We start from the raw sequence: 19,170 nt of genomic DNA on the forward strand, positions 1-19,170 counted from the left end.
CCACCGAACCTCTAACAACGCTCAGATCCACCGCCATTATCTTAAATGAATCATCAAACTTTCTATGCATCTCTACAAATTTAAAATTACTTATTAAATCTGTCTCGCACTAAAGGTAGCAACTCCACTGTTTGACCTGTGCATAACCTAAGACACTTGTCAATAAAAAAACGAGTAGCAATATATTTCTGTTCATTTTTGTTGATTTATAGATTGGATGTCAGTCATATCCTGTATTCTGTAAACAGGCAGTTTTCTTTTGGCTGGTGCTATCTGTATTCCGTACCGTGAGAGCATCTGCTCCATTTTAGTAGGATCGTTAAGATCTGCTAGGGAAAATTCGTCCTTTACCAACATTTTGCCTGTGGTTTCATTTATGTAAATGGGGCTTGCAACGCCCGCTATCTTATTGTTGTACCTGTCCAGCAAATCGGCCAACGTTATCATCTGCTTCTCCGGCTGTACCAAACTGTCTATGCTGAGCTTTTCGGATGACTCCCGGATTATCCAGCAGTCCATTTCAATAGAATCCCATTTCCCGCACAGCCCGAGATCAAGATTGAGCGACCGGACGATATAGTCGTTTGTGCGGCTATCGGTATAATCTTTCGGCGCAATAAGTTGATAGCAAACGATGTTATCCGGGGCTTTCCCGGAATTGCCGGCAAACAGCTTCGGCCGACCGGTGTCTACTGTGATCCTGTTGGTCGGTAATCCGAGTGACTGCGCATAGAGCCGTATGAGCGGATAGTTACTGAAGGTGATCCACTGCCTATTGTCCGTTACTAAACGGGAAGCCATTGTCCCGACCCCGTCCAGTCGTTTACTTAACGTATGCGAGACGGTCCACACATCCGCCTCCAAAGTGAATGGAGTAAGCGGTTTTCGATAGTCATACGCTATCATATCTGCCTTTTTCTCCATGTCCACCGTTTCCCCTCTTAAAACTGCGGCAATATCTGTTAAAATATTCTGCGGATGTCCGGTTATTGCTTTGACCATTCCATCTGCTATCCATACCTGGTGGGGTACCATACGGTGTGGAAAGAAGCGTTTAAGTGATTCGTTTGATTGCGTATGGATAGAAGGCAGGTTTAGTTTCCGTTTATCCAGAAATGACTTTGCGACGGAAGCTTCCTCATAAGTAGCGGGTAGTATCGCTAGATCATCGCCGGAAACAGCGCTGGCACTATCCAGCTGGGTTAATGATTTAACGCAGGGTACACACCAGGTCGCCCAGAAATCCAGAATAATCAGTTTTTTATCCTGATAGTCGTTTAGGGTAATCGTATCCTTTCCGGTAGCGTGATTCACAACCTGTAAAGGCAAGTTCCAGAGCTGTTTGGGGATTGTATCCCCTATTTCCAGTGGCTTAATCTCGGTTTGCCTTTCGGCAGCCCGCGTTTCCGCGGACTGCGCCCAGGCTGTTGATAGATTAAACAACATGAAACATAAGAATCCCAGATGAAGGATTCTTATGTTCTTCAAGACCAAAAACGAAAATAATCTTCTTGAAAACCAAAGTAGTCCGTAAGAAAAGACTACTTTGTTCTTCGTTGCCTTAAAAAACAAACTCTTCGATAAAAACCAAATCAATCCCATGACAAAAGGAATTGATCTGTTCTCTGTCCCTTGATAGAATAAGTGTGGAAATTTTATTAATAGGCTTAAGAACGTCTCCTTATACATAGACGCTTGCTTTTCCCATAAGGTTGCATCAATACTTTTATGATTATTGCTATTGGTCATAATTTAACGGTTTAGTTTTTGTTCGAAATCACGAAGCCCTAGCATTGTATAAAGGATTTCACTATAGAATTTTTCCTCTTCGTTCTTTTCGGGAACTTCCTCAACAGGTATCTGTATATCTTCGGGCATTATTTTTTCTTGGTGAACTATATAATACGCCATAAACAAGGCCATTACATCTCGTGAAAACTGTTCCATCTCCTCCTCATTAAGTTCCTCTTGGAGTTCGGTTTCACCCTTGTAAGATAAAAACAGGTTTAGGACATGCAGCCGGCTATAATTAACCCCATATTTAATCCAGAAAGCCTGTATTACTTCTAGGGGGTCATAATTTTCTACTGTAATTTCCCGAACATTTAAAAGCAAGGGCAGATATCTAGCGTCCATATATAACCTCCTTTGCCCTCGTAAGCGTTGATCGCTTTTGTTTCTTAGGTAGGGTTGCGATCAATCGCATCTCTACAACAGGTAAGTACAGTCCTCTCCCCTTGTAAAAATTCTTCATTTTTTAAAAGTTGTGTAGGATGTAGCCTGGAGATTTTGTTCTTTCCTATTCTTCGTTATTTCTCCTTTGCGGCTAAATCTAGCTTAGGCCACACGCAGTTAATAAAATATTGTTGGAAATGATGCGAACGATACTGGATTTCATATTTGGTTTTATGATTCGGTTTTGCATTGTCGCACCTGTGAAAAAGCCAAAATGGCACACGCAACCACCTAGTCGGGTGGAGAAATAAGATTCTTGTAGAGCAGCTTATAAAAAAGAAAAACACCAAATACATTACAATTCTGCAATGCTATCCGGTGTTTAATTTTTTTAATTGATTTTTCCATAATTCGTAATTTTCAACGAACTAGCAGCAATCAATAAAAATGGGTTGATCACTTGCTGTCACCGCAAGGAAGGCTCTGGCGGAGCCTTCTGAAATATCGTCTAGGCCCAATATTCACGTAACACGATGCTTTAAGCAAGCGCCAACCCTATCCTAGAAAAATTTTCTAAAGATACGGAATTGACGCATCACTCACACCCGTGTTACTATTAAAAATCGCCAGATTTCCTTACGAGCGTTCGTTTTATTGTCTAATTCTTTACTTTATCTTATATAATTTTAAATTTTACTCCGATAAAAACTTTTATTGTCTGACAAAACAAACATAAAAATTATAATCTAAAAAAGAGAATTTATTTGCACTTTTTTAGATCATTTATATTATGAATTTGCCGCATGAAGAAATTCAATGCGGAAATAACAAGGAAAAACATATTGATGCTGATTCGTTATAGTGGTATAACATTAGAGGAATTCGGTAATATAATCGGAGTATCAAAGAGGTGGATGCAGTATTTGAAAAAAGGCAGATATGATTTCGACATCTCTGCAATTGAAAAAGCCAGTATCTTTTTCAACGTGTCCTTTGGAAGACTAACAACAACATTAATCGCTCCTCCAGATGATTACCGTAGAACCTTGCAGTTACATCACAAAAATAATACAGAATACAGTAAAATATTATCAGAAAACCCATCGATTCCGTATACCATTGAATTCATTCTCATGAAAGACAGCGAATTTACAACCAATCCCAATATGGAAATTAAGGATGTAAGGAGAATTTTAAAAAACTATAATCTTGTCTATAAAGGCAGTAGTTTATCAACTGAACTTCAAAAATCTGAGTTCGTAGAATGTTGGCCTCATTCAACGAAAAAGAATACGAACATATATAGGAAGAGATAAGAATGACCGATTTCTATTCTCGAATTAGACATATTATCCGTGAAGTTCGTTTCCCCTAGTGGTTAATGAGAAACAATAAAGTTGGTTTAAAGCTATAACCTCTCAATACCATTGTCTTGGAGTATCATTAGGTATCACCCATACTAGAGGTTTTACTTCCCCATGGCTCCCCCCTTTTTCATTTGACCTATATATCAATGCCATTTTAGAACAGTTATAGTGATTGCCGAGGGAGTCTATATAGTTGAAACAAAGATATTTACAGGCGATTTATATTAATAACTTGAATGTGCAATTATTATGTATATTTGAAAGTTAGCAGATATTCTCAGAAGACACAAAAACTACTTGACAAAACAGACTGATGAAACTTAATATCCCAGCAGAGGAGGCAAAAAAAATTCTACAAAGCAGACTTTCTGAAATCGATGCTTTTGATTTTAATTCGAAAGCTTGGAAAGATAGGACAGTTTTGGACCTAAGAGAAATATTCCCACTTGGTTCAACACAATGGTTACAAGTTAGCCACATAAATTTCGACACATTTGTCACATCAGAAAAATGGAGAGTTTTGTCCGAAGGAAAAACTATAGCTAAGAAACTTATATCCTCTTACATCGATTTTATTAATGATTATTCAAAAATTGCAGTCGTTAAAAAAACGATTTCAGAAAAAGACTTTGAACAAAAATATTATGACCTTTTAAAAGAGTGGAATGATTTAGTTCCGGGATATAATGACTTAGTAAAAAAGTATGACTCACATCTTGATACTACTGAAGGGCTATTAAAGGATATAGAAAATCGTGACGAAGAAATTGAACGAATAAAAAGGGAAACTATTCAGTTAGACAATGTTTCGTTAAAAAAATTGTGGATAGCATTAACAAACCTGCCAACTGGACAAATTATAGGTACTCTCACGTCCTTAAGTGCTTTATTAGTTGGAGCGTTTACTCTTGGAACACTTTATGAACGGACAAGCGCTAATAATGAATTGTTTGACTTAAGAAATTCAAATAAAGAAATTCAATTACGATACGATAATTTAAAATCAAGCTATGACAGCGTACGGTCGACAACTCATTATACAATCGACAGCCTTAATAATAGGTTAACAAAATCAAGCAAGACAGGCAAGTAAAATCTAATAGCACATCTGCTAACACAGGTTTTGCGTCTGGCGGGCTGACGTGCAAACTTGGAACTCTGTGCTTCTATTAAACATTAGTAATAAATTGAGGCTTTGTACTCCGAAACCCGCCCGAACACAAAGCTCTAAAACGTTAGGTGTAAGCTTTTAATAACATGGGTGCTACAAGAGAAAATTACGAAAATCTATTGACCTTATTTGAAAAGGTTTGCAGGACTGTGCCCAATAGCAATGGTATATTAGACAATATAAAAAAGGAAATTTCTATTGCAATAAAAAAAATCAAACAATTTCATTTGTTTGACTTGAGATTTTCGGACGAGTTCTTTCTAGTTCTTGAATCACCAACAACTGACTTTAATGAAGCACAAAGAATTCTCACCAAAGAATTATATGTCTGCTTAGGAGAACTTTTATACACTTTTGAGACTGCTAATCCCAGAATAGAATATTCAAAAATCCTTGAACTAAGCAGGATTGAATTGCCATTTGAAATATGTTCAAATTGGAATTTAGCGGAAAAGGATAATGGGCAATTTTCAATGGATACTCTCTTTTTTAGTTTAAATAAAAGATGGTTGAATTTAAAAACGGAAGCTGAGTACCTAGCATATCGAAAGAAACTTCAAGAAGAAAAAATTGAGAAAATAAAAAAGACAAAAGATGCGCCTATTTCTAAGCGACAATTTGAAGACATAAAGGAATATTTTGAGAGAAGGATTAACGAATATAGAGATTTTATACAAAAACAGTATCCCGAAATAACAGATGAATTTACTGCATTTAATTCCAGTATTCGAGTTTACATAATCCCACAAAAAAAATCTGATAGCGACATAATAAATCAAGTTAATATCTACAAGAATTACGACAACAATAAGGTGTTTATCTATCCTGATTACATTGACTTTGCTTCTCGATTTTCAAACCTTGAAGAAATTGAAAGGAAAATTGATGCTGGCTATATGGGCTTATTTAATGAATCTGATATTGATAAATATGGGCATCACTTTTCCAAAAAAGATATATTTCAAGAGTTGCATCAGATATTTATAAAAAAGGCCAATTTCAATGACTTACGTGACTATCTAGTTTATTTATTAAGAGGTCAAAAAACTAGAGTATACTTTTCTGATGATGACAAAATATTAAAAATTGACAAAGGAAAGGATACGAAATGCAAACTCTTTTTTGATTCAATTCCGAATTTGGAACTCTTGAAACAGCAACTAAAGAAAGAGACGGAAGGTAATTATGAATATGTTGCATTCAAAGTGCGGCCCGACAAAGAAACAATAAATTATTTAGAAGAAAATTCAATAGAATTTTTCATTTTGGAGTACCTGGGGCGTGAACAAGTAAATATAGATAATGGAGAAATGGTTCATTGGTTTATTAAAGATAGAATCAAAAACATATCTTATAAGACAACAAATGACGACTATTCCACAGGGGATAATTTATTAAAACGACTTGAGAACTGTCCTCATGGAACCAATGGTTGGTTGGAGTATGAAAATCTTTGCACTGAAATCTTTAGCTTTCTTTTTAAAGACGATTTTCGCAACTACACTTACCGTACTCAATCATATACTCACGACAACATTTTTAGACGAGATTTAATAATCAATAATAACTATGTTGACTCAACTGGAATTTGGGCACAGGTTAAGTCAGATTTCAGCTGCAACCTAATAGTAATTGATTTTAAAAACTATTCCAGTCCGTTGGAACAAAATGAATTTTATCTACCATCTAAGTATCTTAACTTAGTGATTGGTAAATTCGGAATAATATTCTCACGTAAAGGACTTGGCAACTCTGCGAAAATATTACAAAGGAGAATGTTTAATCGCGATAAAGAGCTAATACTTTGTCTGGATGATACTGACTTAAAAGAAATGATAAGAGAAAAAATGCTTGGACAAGATCCAACTTATAGATTGGAGAATCAAAAATTCTTAATGTATGAATTGGAATAAGCCTATAAATTACTGCCAAAATGGTTCTTGACGGCTGTCCACGATATATAGCAAGGTAAGTTGTTCGTCGCTAAGAGTGAGCTCAACTTTCTTACCTGAGCTACGCGAACATTTTTATCAAAAGAACTTGGTTTATACATATTTGGAAAAGACGCGATCAAGTCGATTATTTTCTCTGTTTCCTTAACAAAATCTTCCACGACTGCTTCGCCCCAATTCTCCCGTATAAATTCAACTAAAACCTTGAATGTGTACTCAAAGGTTTCTGTATATTGAATTTTTAATGCCATATAAATGTCGCCCCAATATAGCTTTGAGTCCTTTGTAGTCTTTCACACGTCCGGCTCATTACTTTTCCGCAGACGAAGCCTATTCTTTTCATATGGGAATTACTCAAAGATTAACGAACAAGAGCTAAACGAATTAACTGAAAAAGGCGTCAACTTGATTCTTCTTAAACAAAGACCCATAGTGACGGAAGCCGGATGTATACATCTCATAAATGGCAAGACGTATCATATTCATTAGGTCGTTCACTAGGTTTGCAGGGGTGGGAAATCTAAAAATGAACCGGTCATGGGCATGTGTTTCCGAAAGTGTACAGACGTTGCATGCAATGTTTCGATAGAAGGATTTCATGTCTGAAATATCACATCCAACAACCGACATTTGGCAAATTTGAGTATTAGACATACTTTGGGCGGACATATTTGCGAAATTCCGATTAAAAAAAGGATTAAAAAACCCTAACTGGAGATGTTTATTATATTGCTGAAAAAATTATTTATTTTCGCAAATATCTATCGGGAAAACAAACCTGGATATATTTTCGTAAACATATCTTCAGAACACTTCTTTATTTCTTGAACATTATTTTTGTTATTTATAAGAAGGTAGGTACTGGTATTTTTATCTGGGAAATGTGAGTATGTCTTCGGTCCAAAAAAATCTATAAATGCCTGCGCGTATATCCTAAATCTCTTTGTCAACCTTAATTCTTCCTTGTAGTCACCAAGTGCATCACTAGTTCGAGAAGCCAAAAATCCAATATTTGCAAAAGGATCTCTATTTACTATATCAAAAATAATATGCATACAAGTGGCTATGATACGGTTAGCTTTATGCTGCTCAGTCAAAATGTTATATTTATATTTATGCTGTTTTAATACTTTGGGATAGTACTTTATAGCATAGATGTTATAGTCATATAATTCTGCCTCGACGATATAGATATATTTTTTTTCAGTAATATCGTCAAGTTGAAATACATACTTGATTATTTGCTTTATAAAAGGCCTTGTCATATCACAGGAAACCGATGCCTTCCGGAATTTGTAAGGTTTATCAAGCATTAATTATGGGTATACATAAGAGTAGGAAGATCTCCTATTCTTTTTAATATACTTGGGTTGCAATTTTGTAAACTTAATTTTAACCACAGGATATAGCTCAAAAGATTTCTCCAACGAAGGTTTCTGATGATCTTGTGTTAATATCAGATTGTTATTTCCCCCAAACTGACAGTTTAGATTATCGAATAACTTTCCCATTTTTGTATACCGTTAATTGTATGTATTTATACTTCTATTTTTACACTTATTAAACTCTACTTACCAACGAAATGTTTAAAAGTATCATTAAATAAATTATACACTCCTCACATCTTTTTCTATCTTTGCGTCCTTTTTGAGCGCTTGTTCAAGCAATATTACTAATACTTGTACGACAATTGCAAATTTGTTTTACTTTTATTTTTACCTTAAAAACTGCAAAAACAGGCATATATCTATGTATAATTAATATATAATGCGCATATAAAATGCATCACAATACAATATTTTATATTAAACATAGTGAACGCGTGGTTAACATTATTTTAATTGATTGTAGGGCTTTGTTTCAAGTGTAACAAATATGGCGACATTTAGTGGATTGTAACGAAATGTAACAAGAAATATGACGTGGCACAAATCTCTGTAACGAAATCCATTTTTACTATCTTTGTTCATGAAAATCTAAACCTATGGATGTTAAATACCAAGTTTTTATTAGTTCTACCTATAATGATCTAAAAGAAGAGCGTCAAGAAGTTATCAAGGTCGTTCTTCAGATGGGACATATTCCTGTCAGTATGGAATTTTTTTCAGCAGCTGATGAAGACCAATGGTCTTTAATTAAAGGACTTTTGGATGAATGCGATTATTATGTGGTGATCATAGGAGGTATTTATGGCTCAATTGAAGAAAAGAGTGGCAAAAGTTATACGCAACTAGAATATGAGTACGCAGTAGAGAAAGGAATTCCAGTAATTGGTATTCTGAACAGAGACGTTAACAGATTGTCTGCCGAAAAACGTGAACGTAAAAAGGTCAACCAAGAAAAACTAGCTGGTTTTTCCGAATTAGTTAAAAGGAAAATGTGTCAGTTTTGGTCGACTCCATCTGATTTGGCAAGCAATGTGGCCACCAGCTTACATAAATTAATGAACAAAAACCCACGATTAGGCTGGACGCGTGTATTACCTAAAGAGCATCCTATTGAAGAAATAGTACAAACCGTAAATGTAGATATACCAAAACCCAAGAATGTGGTTTCAAATGGAATTCTCACTGAAAGGGATATTCGAAAAGTGCTAAAAAAGGGTTTGTTTGACTTTGGATCTTTTATAGATATCTATTTTATAATAGAAGGTTTGTATAGTCATTCCAATACAGAAACAAAACTGCCTAATAGTCAGTTGGAGTGGATACGAAAAAATGAAATACCTGCACATCTTCAGCAGGTGAAAGAAATCTGGACACGATCATATAGATGTATTTATACGTTTATCAACATTAGAGATCTTGCTCAAAAGCGGGGAGTTCCACAGGATGTAATTTCAATCGGTAATATATTTATAAGCTATATTTATTATGTTCTTACTGAGGTCTGGGGCGATGTGCCATACTTCAATAACAAACCAGAATTAGAGATGGCTCCGAAGGGAAGCAGCAATGTAAAAGAAATTAGAACGCTGTCTCTAGCTAATTTGCAATCCGTGCTACATGACAGCACACTTTCGACCCAGCATGTTGATCTGGCGGTTGGCGTTGCTGTCCGATGGGAACTGCAAGCAAAAAACTATTCCAAAGCTAAAGAGTATATCGACAAGCTTATTAATAGAGATAGATATAAGCTAGCTCCTGTCCATGAGATTTTTAGTACTGATGTGGAATCAATTGGTTATTTCGATACCGATCAGGAGGGCAGTCAATTTCATAACCCGGTATTCAGGGTATTATGTAAAAAAGGGAGATTCGTCCATTACCTTCGTTATACTGAAGTATTGCTTATGGCGACTGAAATTTATTTTCATCTGTCAGATCATCAAAAGGCACTATACTATATAAATTTGGTTAGGATTAGAAATAATCAGCCTCAGCTGAAAGAGACAGGAAATAACTTTATTGCTACTCTGCTGGATGACTGGAAAGCAAACCTAGGTATGGAAGGTTCGTATTTTTCTGCTCTCAAAAGGAATGGATATGCTGAAAAAGTTCTTGGAATTCCGGCATTTAAATCGGTGCTTCCGATACCTGCACAGGAAATAGCCCTAAATCCGAATATGCAGCAAAACGAAGGATATTAAGGAAACCAATGCGACAAAAATACTACTAAAGTTTCGATACTCGGAATATTCAACTACCGATATCCCACAAGCTTCTGCTTTATGGTCCTTCAGGATGTGGCAAGACCCTAGCATCATATGTGATCCCGGGAGAGTTACAGAAAATGATGATCGTCGGCAATTTGGGTGCTATTGTTTCGTCTAAAGTCGGTGAGACCAGTAAAAACTAGGCTAAGATATTCCGCAAGGCGGCACAGGAGGACTGTATCATTTTTATCGATGAGTTTGACTCATTGGGCAAGGTACGCGACTACAGCCAAGATCACGGAGAGATGAAGCGCGTGGTAAACTCTATCCTGCAACTCTTCGACTACCTGTCGCAAAGCAGTATGGTGATCTGCGCAACAAATCAAAAGGATATGTTGGACGAAGCATTGCTACGTCGATTTGACTTAGCCATTTCTTTGGAGCTACCCGACCAACAACAGATACACGAATTGATACGGTTGGTACTAAAAGAAGGAAAGTTTGCGTTTGACGGCAAAGTATCTATGAAAAAGTTAATCGAGCAGGCGCAGGGTCTCTCCTACTACAGTATACAGAAAACACTGATCAACGCCATTAAGCGTAGTCTTTTCGCATTGAAAGATTCACCGGCGATTAAGCCCAAGATCAATACGCAAATCTGGCAAGATCTACTGGTACAAGAAAAAGAAGCCTTAGCTACTACATAAGCTAAGGCTTTTTATTTATGCTTCGGCTTCGAGGTTCTGGTCGAGATCGGCTATATTATTGTTAATCACTTGGATGGCTAAAACGTCCTGTACGATTGTAGTTCAGGTTGTAAATTAACACAGGCGCTTCCTTTATCAGAAAGCGCCTGTGTTATATATTATTTTATGGCTAAAAAACTATTTCAGTTTTTCGACCTGTTCAACGGTGAGCCCCATACCTTTAGCTATATCTTCTACCGGAACGCCCATCTTTTTAAAATTTAATGCGGATTCCAGTTTCTCAGTCTCAGCTTTGGCACGCTCTTCCAAACGTCCTTGCTGCCTCCCCTGTTGTCTTTCCTGTTTCTTTACTATCTCTATAACACCCATATCGATTGTACCTCCTGTCAATTGAATGATCTCTTGATCAAATTTACTATTTATTTTCGGATTATTAATATACAAAAAATTTTTGAGAAAAATAAGGAAATTCGTGATGCGATCTTTATCGTAATTATGCCCGATCAATGTTTTCGCTATACTCAGCCTATCCTCACCCAATTCCTCATCTGGCACCTTACCCTCCAGCAATGCTTTTTGGCATGCTAGGACGATAAAAGCAAAGATATTGTCCATAGCCAACAATTCTTCCTCACTATGATCAAAGATGTGGTAAGTGCGATACTGGAAACGGATCGACGTATCCAATACCTCGAGGTTGTACTCGCAGGGTTTAGGTTGGTCTCTATTACCTGTATAGACGGCAATAGTCGCTACAGATATATCGTACCTGTCCCAAATGCGATAGTTATACTGATAGATGCGTTTTGCAAACTCCGCATCCCGCCCACCCTCGATCTCCGTATTGAGCAGGATATATTTTTCTGTACCGTCTTTTACAAAGACCTTTGCCAGAAGATCGGCTACTCGTTTACCTTTCTTCCGCTCTCTGTCAGGCACAATCGCAAGCAGCTCTTTATCCATGAACTGTATGCTCTTGGAGAAATCAAATATATCGTCGGCGCTAGGATAGAGAAATCTTAAGAAATCAGCAAAGTTTTCTTCAAACGCTCCTTTGAGCAATTCATCGTTTTGCTTGGGTGGTTTTGATAGTTTCTTATTGGTCATAATAAATATGGGAGCATGTTATAATTGTTATTGGCTCAAATATAGCATTTCTTAAAATAAAATCGAACATGTTCGTTTGTAAGGTAAGTCCAAAACGCCACGCTGCTGCGATTCTATCGCTCAATAATAGCTCTTATCTCCTCCGCAAAAGCTTTATCAATATGGACAGCATTGAAACGCTCGATGAACCAATCTTCATAATTTGCTGGGCTCGCGATAATTTCCGTATTATTAATCATTCTATTGCCGGCCTCCACATCAGATGGGAAGGATAATATTTTATACATCAATTCATGTATTATCTACGTTTTATAATGATTAGTTATTTAAGTTTTTGACAGATATAAATACGATTTATTTTGACTTTAATTATTTTTGCCGTCATAAGATTTACTATATTTGCTTAACGACTAGCTGATTATGAATTTAGAACATTGCCGTTTGATATGAAAAAACTTGAAAATAAAAAAGACAGGGACAGTTTCCAAAATACAGTGGGTGATTATGGAAACGACCCATATTTTGTCAAAAAAGCAAATAAGTCGAAAGTTTTCTTAGAGAAACACGGTTCCCCCCAAGAACTCCTTGACAAGAAAAATAAGAATTCTAGCCTTGTTGGATAAAATAATTTATTAACAAATTAAAGGTGTTGCAACGTCCGTTTGCTGATATGTAGCATTTCGAAGACCTGTTCGCCTGACAGGTAGATTTCCGCTTGCGTGCGATCGATTGCATTTTCCCACCCACCGACCCTACGCAAAAATTCAATCGCTGTCGGGCTTTCCGCTCCTTTCCTTCAAGTAAACAAATGGCAGAAAATATTTATGTATTTTTGTTGCATAAGTAAGGAAGTTTTAGGAAAGCGTAAGGAACCAATACTACAAAAATGAACAGACCAACAATGAGATTTTTTTATCTATCCTTTTAATACTGACTTACAGCACGACATTTACTCAACAAACAACACACAATGATAGTATTTATACTATTCAAGATAGTGTGCTAATCCCTACAAAAAGTGGAATTGATATTTCTGCAATAATTGTTCGTAAGAAAACAAACACAACACCATTACCTGCAATCCTATTTTATACGACATATCATCAAGGAACAGGCGATGCGATATTTGGCAAAAGGTCAGCCGACAGAGATTATATCGGAATTGTAGCGTATGCTCGTGGAATAAGAACAGACATCAGCAATTATAAACCTTATGAAAACGAAAGAACGGATATTTACGACATTATTGATTGGATAAGTAAGCAACCTTGGTGCAACGGAAGTGTAGGAATGTTTGGAGGAAGCTATACAGGTTTTTCCCAATGGGCAACAGCTAAAAATATCCACCCTGCACTAAAAACAATCGTTCCACAAGTGGCAGTTATGCCCGGTTATGATACCCCAATGGAAAATAATGTACAGATGAATTTAGGGTTATATTGGTCACACGATAATATTTATAAAAAAGAGCCTATAAGAAGAAGTCTGCCTTTTGAATGGTTTGAAAACGGTATTGCCTTTAAAGAAATGGATAGTTTAGCAGGATATAAAAATCTTGTTTTCCAAAAATGGCTATCCCATCCTGATTATGATGACTATTGGAAAGATATGGTTCCCACACCCGAAGAATATACAAAAATCAACATACCAATTCTTACAACAACGGGTTATTATGACGGTTCTCAAATTGGAGCTATTCAATATTTTAAATTACATAACAAATACAATAAAAATGCAAACCATTATCTTGTCATTGGACCTTATGATCATTGGGGAGGACAACGCAAACCTGCCAAGAACTTAATGGGATATGAAATTGACAGCGTTGCTAATGTTAATATGATGGAACTAGCTTATGATTGGATTGATTTCATATTAAAAGGGAAAGCGAAACCCGAATTACTTAAAGACAAAGTAAATTATCAGGTTATGGGAACAAACGAATGGCAACATTCATCTACTTTGCAAGAAATGAATAACGACACATTAACTTTTTATTTATACAATAAAACGCTCACCCCCCAAAAACCTAAACCAAGAAAATTTGAAAATCAAACAGTAAATTTTAAAGACAGGGAAAATCAAAATAACTATTATACACCGGAAATAATTTTTGATACACTTGATGTAAGTAATGGGTTAATGTTCACATCAAAACCTTTTGAAAAGGAATTTTCAATTAATGGTTCGTTTATAGGAAACCTGTTTGCAACCATCAATAAAAAAGATATGGACATTTCTTTGGCATTATATGAACTAATGCCTAACGGTAAGTATTTCTTCCTTAGTCGATATGTTGGCAGGGCAAGCTATGCAAAAGACAATACTAAACGGCAACTGTTGCAACTCAATAAAAAAGAAAGTATTCCTTTTGCTAATACACGATTCGTTAGCAAGAAAATTAACAAAAACAGCCGTTTAGTGATTTTACTCAACATCAACAAACATCCATTTGAGATTATAAATTATGGTTCCGGTAAACCTGTAGTGGACGAAACAATTAAAGATGCTGACATACCATTACAAATAAAGTGGCACAATGATAGTTATATAAAAATCCCTGTTTGGACAGACTGACGACATACCCGTCTCTTTGCAGGATATCATTACGTTCTTTCTCGCATTTAGCGTGAAATAATTGGACTTTTTCTGAAATAGTTGTCAGGTATAATCAGTCGCGAGTGGCTTGTGCTCCTCGGCAAGAATGCCCGTACCGAAACCATCCGCAATAATACCGGAGGCACCACCGTCCAGTTGTTTATTCCGATTACCTGACACTCCGACAGTACGGATTGTAAACAGATAATCCCGTATCTAAAACCGACCATGCGCACATCACTTTATTGCAGTATCTTGTGCTATATCAAAAAAAGGGAATTCAGTATGAAATCGATTTACGTTATCTTGACCCTGGCAATTGCCTTATCTGCCTGTACCAGTACCCGCCGCCTTTCCAATAAATTTTCGGAGAAACCAGCGGTGATTTTTCGACAGTTTTCGGGAGCCATGTATGCGAACAGCCCCACACCCATCCCACCCAATCGGAGCACAACCTCTTTGTGGACAAACCTAGCACATTTTCGGCAAGAGAAACAAAATCTACCAGAGGTAGGCGATAACGCTGTCATACAACTAACTCTCGAAAAAAGTAATTCCCTGACGGTTACTGCCTTTCAGGACGAACAACAAATTGCCCGTTTTGATACCCCCGTCCGCAAACGTGGCAAGTACCTTATCCTCGAAAATAAAACCCGTACCATTCCTATCCCCGTCCTCTTTTTCAGTCTAGATGAACACAAAACCATCCTCGCTCCATTAGAAAATGGTTCCATTGGCTTCTACGGTTATGAATCCGAAACATTAATGATTCTGTTTATGGGCGCAAGCAAGAGTGGAAACTTCATCCATGAATATCGACCGATCGAACATATGTCATGCGTACACAAATAATCTATTTCGACAATAAAAGGAGCTCCAGACGTTTGTTAATAACCACATGCACGACATATATACTTATGATCATTTTACGCACGACTTGTATGCCCCGGAGCGTTTCACAATACCTCCAGCTAAGTTTCTTACTTGTTTGTCTACTATCCTGCGGAAATCCTTCCAAACAACAGGCGGACGAATCCCCGACAGATTCGGTCACGCTGGAACAAAACCAGCATCTAAGTGTCGAACAGGCTAGTTCGACACATCAGGATACCGAACTTCAAGCGCTCGTGCAGCAAAGTAAGCAAGTACTGGAAAAGCAATTAATCGAAGGGGCAACTATTTACAATGCTGACCACGAGCTGCAAAAAGATCCTTTTACGATGGTCGAGCTGAAAGCGTTTGCATTTGAGGCAAAAAACATCCTCTGGAACAACGGGCAGCTGGAGTGGGATAATGAAGATTTCGCTCATACGATCAAGGAAATATTTGGCGTAAGCATCCCTGTAGATAGCAGTACGGCATACATCTACGTCAACTTATTTGATCCCTGTTACTCCAAACCATCTTACCATAGAAACGACGGTATCGATCATCATGGACTGTTTATCATCAAGCCAGAGAATTTTATCAGTGACTTTTACTACCTTCCGGAAATCATCGATTACCGCAACGACTACCCCGAAATAGCGGAGAAAGAAGCCCGATTTCCAGATCGCTTTACAGGTGCAGCCAAAGCAACTAAAGTCCATATCGAAAAATGGATGGATCTGGAAAACCGCCATGACGAATACAGCCTCTCCAAACGACGCCAGCATAACCGTATTCGACTGTTATACCGCAACCGTTTTTTACTCGGCAAAGATAATAGCTGCCTAAATTGGCTGCTGCAAAATGACGCTTTTTTCATGGAGAGTCTCGTTAAAAAATTCGGTTGGACAAACAACGACAAACTATTGTATTGGGTCATTACCCAATCGCCTCTAGAGATTGGAAGACCTGATAATTTTGGAAGCCTTTTCTGGCGTAAAGACTGCAGCGGAAAAGTGAAAATTCATGCAAACACGTTTAAACTCTTGCAGAAGCATTATGCACCCGATGCGGAACCTAAAATCAGGCAGGTGCTGGGTCACATGGCCGAATATTTGGACTATATGATGGGAGGCGGAGCGTACAGCAAGCGTACCCGCCCCGATATTACCCGCGAGCAGCAACTCGAAATTGTGGCCAATATGGTCTACTTCGCCGAACAGTATAAGTATAAAAAACTAGATAATGGACTTCGCTGGTCCGACCTTCGTATGATGGGGCGTCTTCGTTATTACCTGTCGCTGACAGAAAATGCGCAGGAAAGTAAGATGCTGAAAGCACAGAACTATTTCGGCTTACCCAAATTCAAGGCCTGGTGGGATGCCGCCGATTACGACGAATACTATATCGATGGCGAATGGAACGGTCCTTGGGGTCGAGACAATGAGCCTCTTACAGAACAAGAATGGAGAAAGAAATGAGTACGATAAATAAAAAGCGTCCTGTTACTATCTTAAAGCGATTTTCGGCTATCGCTATAATATTATCCGTGGCCACATTTACCCAGATTTATTGGGCTATGGGACAATTTTCCGATCTCATGTCCAGTGCCGATCTGGAGCGAGGATTTATCGAGGACGCCCTTTACATGTCCTTGTTGACAGGGCTGCTTTTGGGTACGCTGTTTTTCTTCATCGTCCGTATCAGGAACAGATACATCAAATATGCCTTACAATGGGTCTTGCTGGCCGCTATCTGGTTCTTCTGGAACGATACCATATTCGTGGAGCGGGAAGCTTCGTGGAGTACCTATCTTTTTCACGAAGAAATGTATTATGTCACCTACCTTTCCTTTTTTCCGATAACAATCTTATCTACACTAACCCTATTGGCTATAAATTATAACATCTTCTCCTCACTTACCGGTTTACCAAAATAATCACGTAACCAAGCCTTTGCCTCTTCGGCATCCATGCCACGGACGCTATTCTGCAACATAATTATCCTGTAGGTCCTTGTACCGCGGATCGTAGTAGGTACCCAGCTGCCACCTAAGGACTAAACGATAATAAACACCTCTCCTTACTGTAGTATTGGGAAAGTGTCACCAAGGAAATGTACAGGAAGTGGACACTCCATAACGTAAAAAAGAACACGTAAACAGCATATTCCGTGACAACATTTTTATATTTTGATACAGCGCTTATTTTCATCTCATACTTTTAGGGTGATAATTCCGGGAGTTGATATGGAAAACCTTTTCCTTTTGGTGGATGTCAGCGAGGTCCGCTCTAGTCAGGGAATACACGTTATCCACTTGACCTGCGGTCAGGTAATAAATGCCGCGGCTGATAGACAACCTATTTCCGTAGCCGTGTACCGAGACGTATTGCCTTTCGCCGTCCGAAAATATTTCGTAGCCGTCTCCGTTTTCCACCTTTTTAAAGTTCGTGGTCAATACGTTTTTTAACCGGTACAGCGTCGTTTGTATCCCTATGCTATTGAAGCTGCCGCTCCGGTGTCTTGTCCCCAGTCTTCTCCTTTCGGTAAAGTAAACATGCGTGCCGTCTGTAAAGATACGTTCGCCCAGTTTGCGTAGCGTCAGCTGATGTCGAAACGTTTTGATGCAGTAGAATGCCTTCTCTTTTTCGTCATAATAGTACATCCTGCTGCCGTCAAAAAAAATCAGGTGCGCGCTGCTGCTATTTTTCTCCTGGATCAAACGTAGATGAGACAAATCGACGTTGCTCTTCCTACCCCAGATAGGATCAGCCACTCGATCTGGAAACGCGATATCATTGACAAAATGTCTAGACTGATGGTCTGTACTGTACAGAAGGTACTGGTCTATCCTGCGGATATCCAGCCCATCCGCATCCAGTCCACTCATTAGTGTATCTTGGTCGTGCACATCACCATGTACCCTACCACTTTCACTGTTATCCATCCACAACATCAGGCTATACACAGACAGCCCAACCACGGCCAGCCAACTAAAAATCCCCGCAATGATCCATCGTTTGTTCTTTTTCCTTTTACCCTTCAGGTCGTATGCAGGCACATACAGGTCATAAAGCCGATTATTCATTTTGGATGCTTGTTGGTAGGTCTCTGATACCTCAAAAGAAAACTCTTTTTGCAACTTACTTTTCAGCTCGCCAACAAACGGCTGAAACTGCGCTTCGGGCATTCCATTTATTATACCTCCTACATTCAAGTAGCGTCTCTTCTTATCATAAATGGTGATGCGGCACAGCTGCTGATGTCGATACACGAAATTGACCCGTTTGAGTTCGCTTAGGGGAATGCTGATGAAAAGAAACCGGTCGTGTACTAGCAGTTGCTGTCCATCCAGCTGCACCTGCACCTCATTTGGGAACAGACCACTAAACAGGAAATGGGTGAGAGCCAGTACAGTCAAACTACCGATCAATAATTGTAGAATCACAGATGACTCCTGCCACGAGCCCATGAGCTGCAGCAGTGCGTAACTCCAGTGCCAGAAATATAGATAGCACAAAGCCACCAGCAGTGCTATGAACAGTAAGGCGTAAATAGCTATCCGTGTTGCCGTCAGTATATTTCCCTTAAAAATAACGTTCATCATTCACTTATTTCTTTCGTTCCCCGG

General features: G+C 38.1%; 16 protein-coding genes and 1 pseudogene. 10 read left to right on the top strand and 7 right to left on the bottom strand.

The genetic code is table 11. From position 1 onward, the window contains the following. Window positions 1–192: 192 nt before the first annotated feature. Window positions 193–1,749 carry a TlpA family protein disulfide reductase gene (locus tag H8B06_RS11830; protein ID WP_190994493.1) on the bottom strand — a complete coding sequence of 519 codons (1,557 nt, stop codon included), beginning with the start codon at window positions 1,747–1,749 and terminating at the stop codon, window positions 193–195. A gap of 3 nt (window positions 1,750–1,752) precedes the next feature. Beyond that, window positions 1,753–2,136: a hypothetical protein gene (locus tag H8B06_RS11835; RefSeq protein WP_190994494.1), complete on the bottom strand. Its 384-nt coding sequence runs from the start codon at window positions 2,134–2,136 to the stop codon at window positions 1,753–1,755. 842 nt (window positions 2,137–2,978) lie between these two features. On the opposite strand from H8B06_RS11835, the gene H8B06_RS11840 reads away from it, so the two are divergent. The 3 genes from H8B06_RS11840 to H8B06_RS11850 all read left to right on the top strand — a co-directional run bounded on the left by H8B06_RS11840 (window position 2,979) and on the right by H8B06_RS11850 (window position 6,626). Next, entirely contained in the window at window positions 2,979–3,491 is a 513-nt protein-coding gene (locus H8B06_RS11840; protein ID WP_190994495.1) for a helix-turn-helix domain-containing protein, read from the top strand. A gap of 364 nt (window positions 3,492–3,855) precedes the next feature. Next, window positions 3,856–4,635 (top strand): hypothetical protein, encoded by a 780-nt coding sequence (locus H8B06_RS11845; RefSeq protein ID WP_190994496.1) that lies wholly within the window; start codon window positions 3,856–3,858, stop codon window positions 4,633–4,635. Window positions 4,636–4,799: 164 nt separating this feature from the next. Continuing rightward, complete coding sequence (locus H8B06_RS11850; RefSeq protein WP_190994497.1) at window positions 4,800–6,626, top strand: hypothetical protein; 1,827 nt, start codon at window positions 4,800–4,802, stop codon at window positions 6,624–6,626. Window positions 6,627–6,628: 2 nt separating this feature from the next. Here the strand turns inward: H8B06_RS11850 and H8B06_RS11855 are convergent, their stop codons facing one another. Next, window positions 6,629–6,916 carry a type II toxin-antitoxin system RelE/ParE family toxin gene (locus H8B06_RS11855; RefSeq protein ID WP_190994498.1) on the bottom strand — a complete coding sequence of 96 codons (288 nt, stop codon included), beginning with the start codon at window positions 6,914–6,916 and terminating at the stop codon, window positions 6,629–6,631. Between the two features lie 510 nt (window positions 6,917–7,426). After that, a complete protein-coding gene (locus H8B06_RS11860) occupies window positions 7,427–7,978 on the bottom strand; it encodes a hypothetical protein (protein ID WP_190994499.1) in 552 nt (183 codons plus the stop codon). Between the two features lie 671 nt (window positions 7,979–8,649). Between H8B06_RS11860 and H8B06_RS11865 the strand changes: the two genes are divergently transcribed. Together H8B06_RS11865 and H8B06_RS11870 are read left to right on the top strand one after the other, a co-directional pair. Continuing rightward, entirely contained in the window at window positions 8,650–10,254 is a 1,605-nt protein-coding gene (locus H8B06_RS11865) for a DUF4062 domain-containing protein (RefSeq protein WP_190994500.1), read from the top strand. Window positions 10,255–10,328: 74 nt separating this feature from the next. Continuing rightward, window positions 10,329–10,967, top strand: a pseudogene (locus tag H8B06_RS11870) (AAA family ATPase). Between the two features lie 177 nt (window positions 10,968–11,144). Here H8B06_RS11870 and H8B06_RS11875 read toward each other — a convergent pair. Both H8B06_RS11875 and H8B06_RS11880 read right to left on the bottom strand, forming a co-directional pair. Continuing rightward, window positions 11,145–12,074: an RpnC/YadD family protein gene (locus H8B06_RS11875; protein ID WP_190994501.1), complete on the bottom strand. Its 930-nt coding sequence runs from the start codon at window positions 12,072–12,074 to the stop codon at window positions 11,145–11,147. 113 nt (window positions 12,075–12,187) lie between these two features. After that, on the bottom strand, window positions 12,188–12,361 hold the full coding sequence (locus tag H8B06_RS11880; protein WP_190994502.1) for a hypothetical protein: 174 nt from the start codon (window positions 12,359–12,361) through the stop codon (window positions 12,188–12,190). Between the two features lie 159 nt (window positions 12,362–12,520). Here H8B06_RS11880 and H8B06_RS11885 point away from each other — a divergent pair, with 159 nt between their 5' ends. The 5 genes from H8B06_RS11885 (at window position 12,521) to H8B06_RS11905 (ending at window position 17,478) form a co-directional block, all read left to right on the top strand. Beyond that, window positions 12,521–12,697: a hypothetical protein gene (locus tag H8B06_RS11885; RefSeq protein ID WP_190994503.1), complete on the top strand. Its 177-nt coding sequence runs from the start codon at window positions 12,521–12,523 to the stop codon at window positions 12,695–12,697. Between the two features lie 376 nt (window positions 12,698–13,073). After that, window positions 13,074–14,651: a CocE/NonD family hydrolase gene (locus tag H8B06_RS11890; RefSeq protein WP_317170897.1), complete on the top strand. Its 1,578-nt coding sequence runs from the start codon at window positions 13,074–13,076 to the stop codon at window positions 14,649–14,651. A gap of 306 nt (window positions 14,652–14,957) precedes the next feature. After that, window positions 14,958–15,524, top strand: a complete 567-nt coding sequence (locus H8B06_RS11895) for a hypothetical protein (protein WP_190994504.1) — start codon at window positions 14,958–14,960, stop codon at window positions 15,522–15,524. A 65-nt stretch (window positions 15,525–15,589) separates the two neighbouring features. Further along, entirely contained in the window at window positions 15,590–17,020 is a 1,431-nt protein-coding gene (locus H8B06_RS20670; protein WP_223857644.1) for a hypothetical protein, read from the top strand. Next, window positions 17,017–17,478, top strand: a complete 462-nt coding sequence (locus tag H8B06_RS11905; protein ID WP_190994505.1) for a hypothetical protein — start codon at window positions 17,017–17,019, stop codon at window positions 17,476–17,478. Before H8B06_RS20670 ends, H8B06_RS11905 begins: the two co-directional genes overlap by 4 nt. Before the next feature lie 270 nt (window positions 17,479–17,748). On the opposite strand, the gene H8B06_RS11910 is transcribed toward H8B06_RS11905, so the two are convergent. Next, window positions 17,749–19,146 carry a hypothetical protein gene (locus tag H8B06_RS11910; protein WP_190994506.1) on the bottom strand — a complete coding sequence of 466 codons (1,398 nt, stop codon included), beginning with the start codon at window positions 19,144–19,146 and terminating at the stop codon, window positions 17,749–17,751. Between the last annotated feature and the right edge of the window lie 24 nt (window positions 19,147–19,170).

The sequence above is a fragment of the Sphingobacterium micropteri genome (assembly GCF_014692515.1).
Taxonomy (GTDB): domain Bacteria; phylum Bacteroidota; class Bacteroidia; order Sphingobacteriales; family Sphingobacteriaceae; genus Sphingobacterium; species Sphingobacterium micropteri.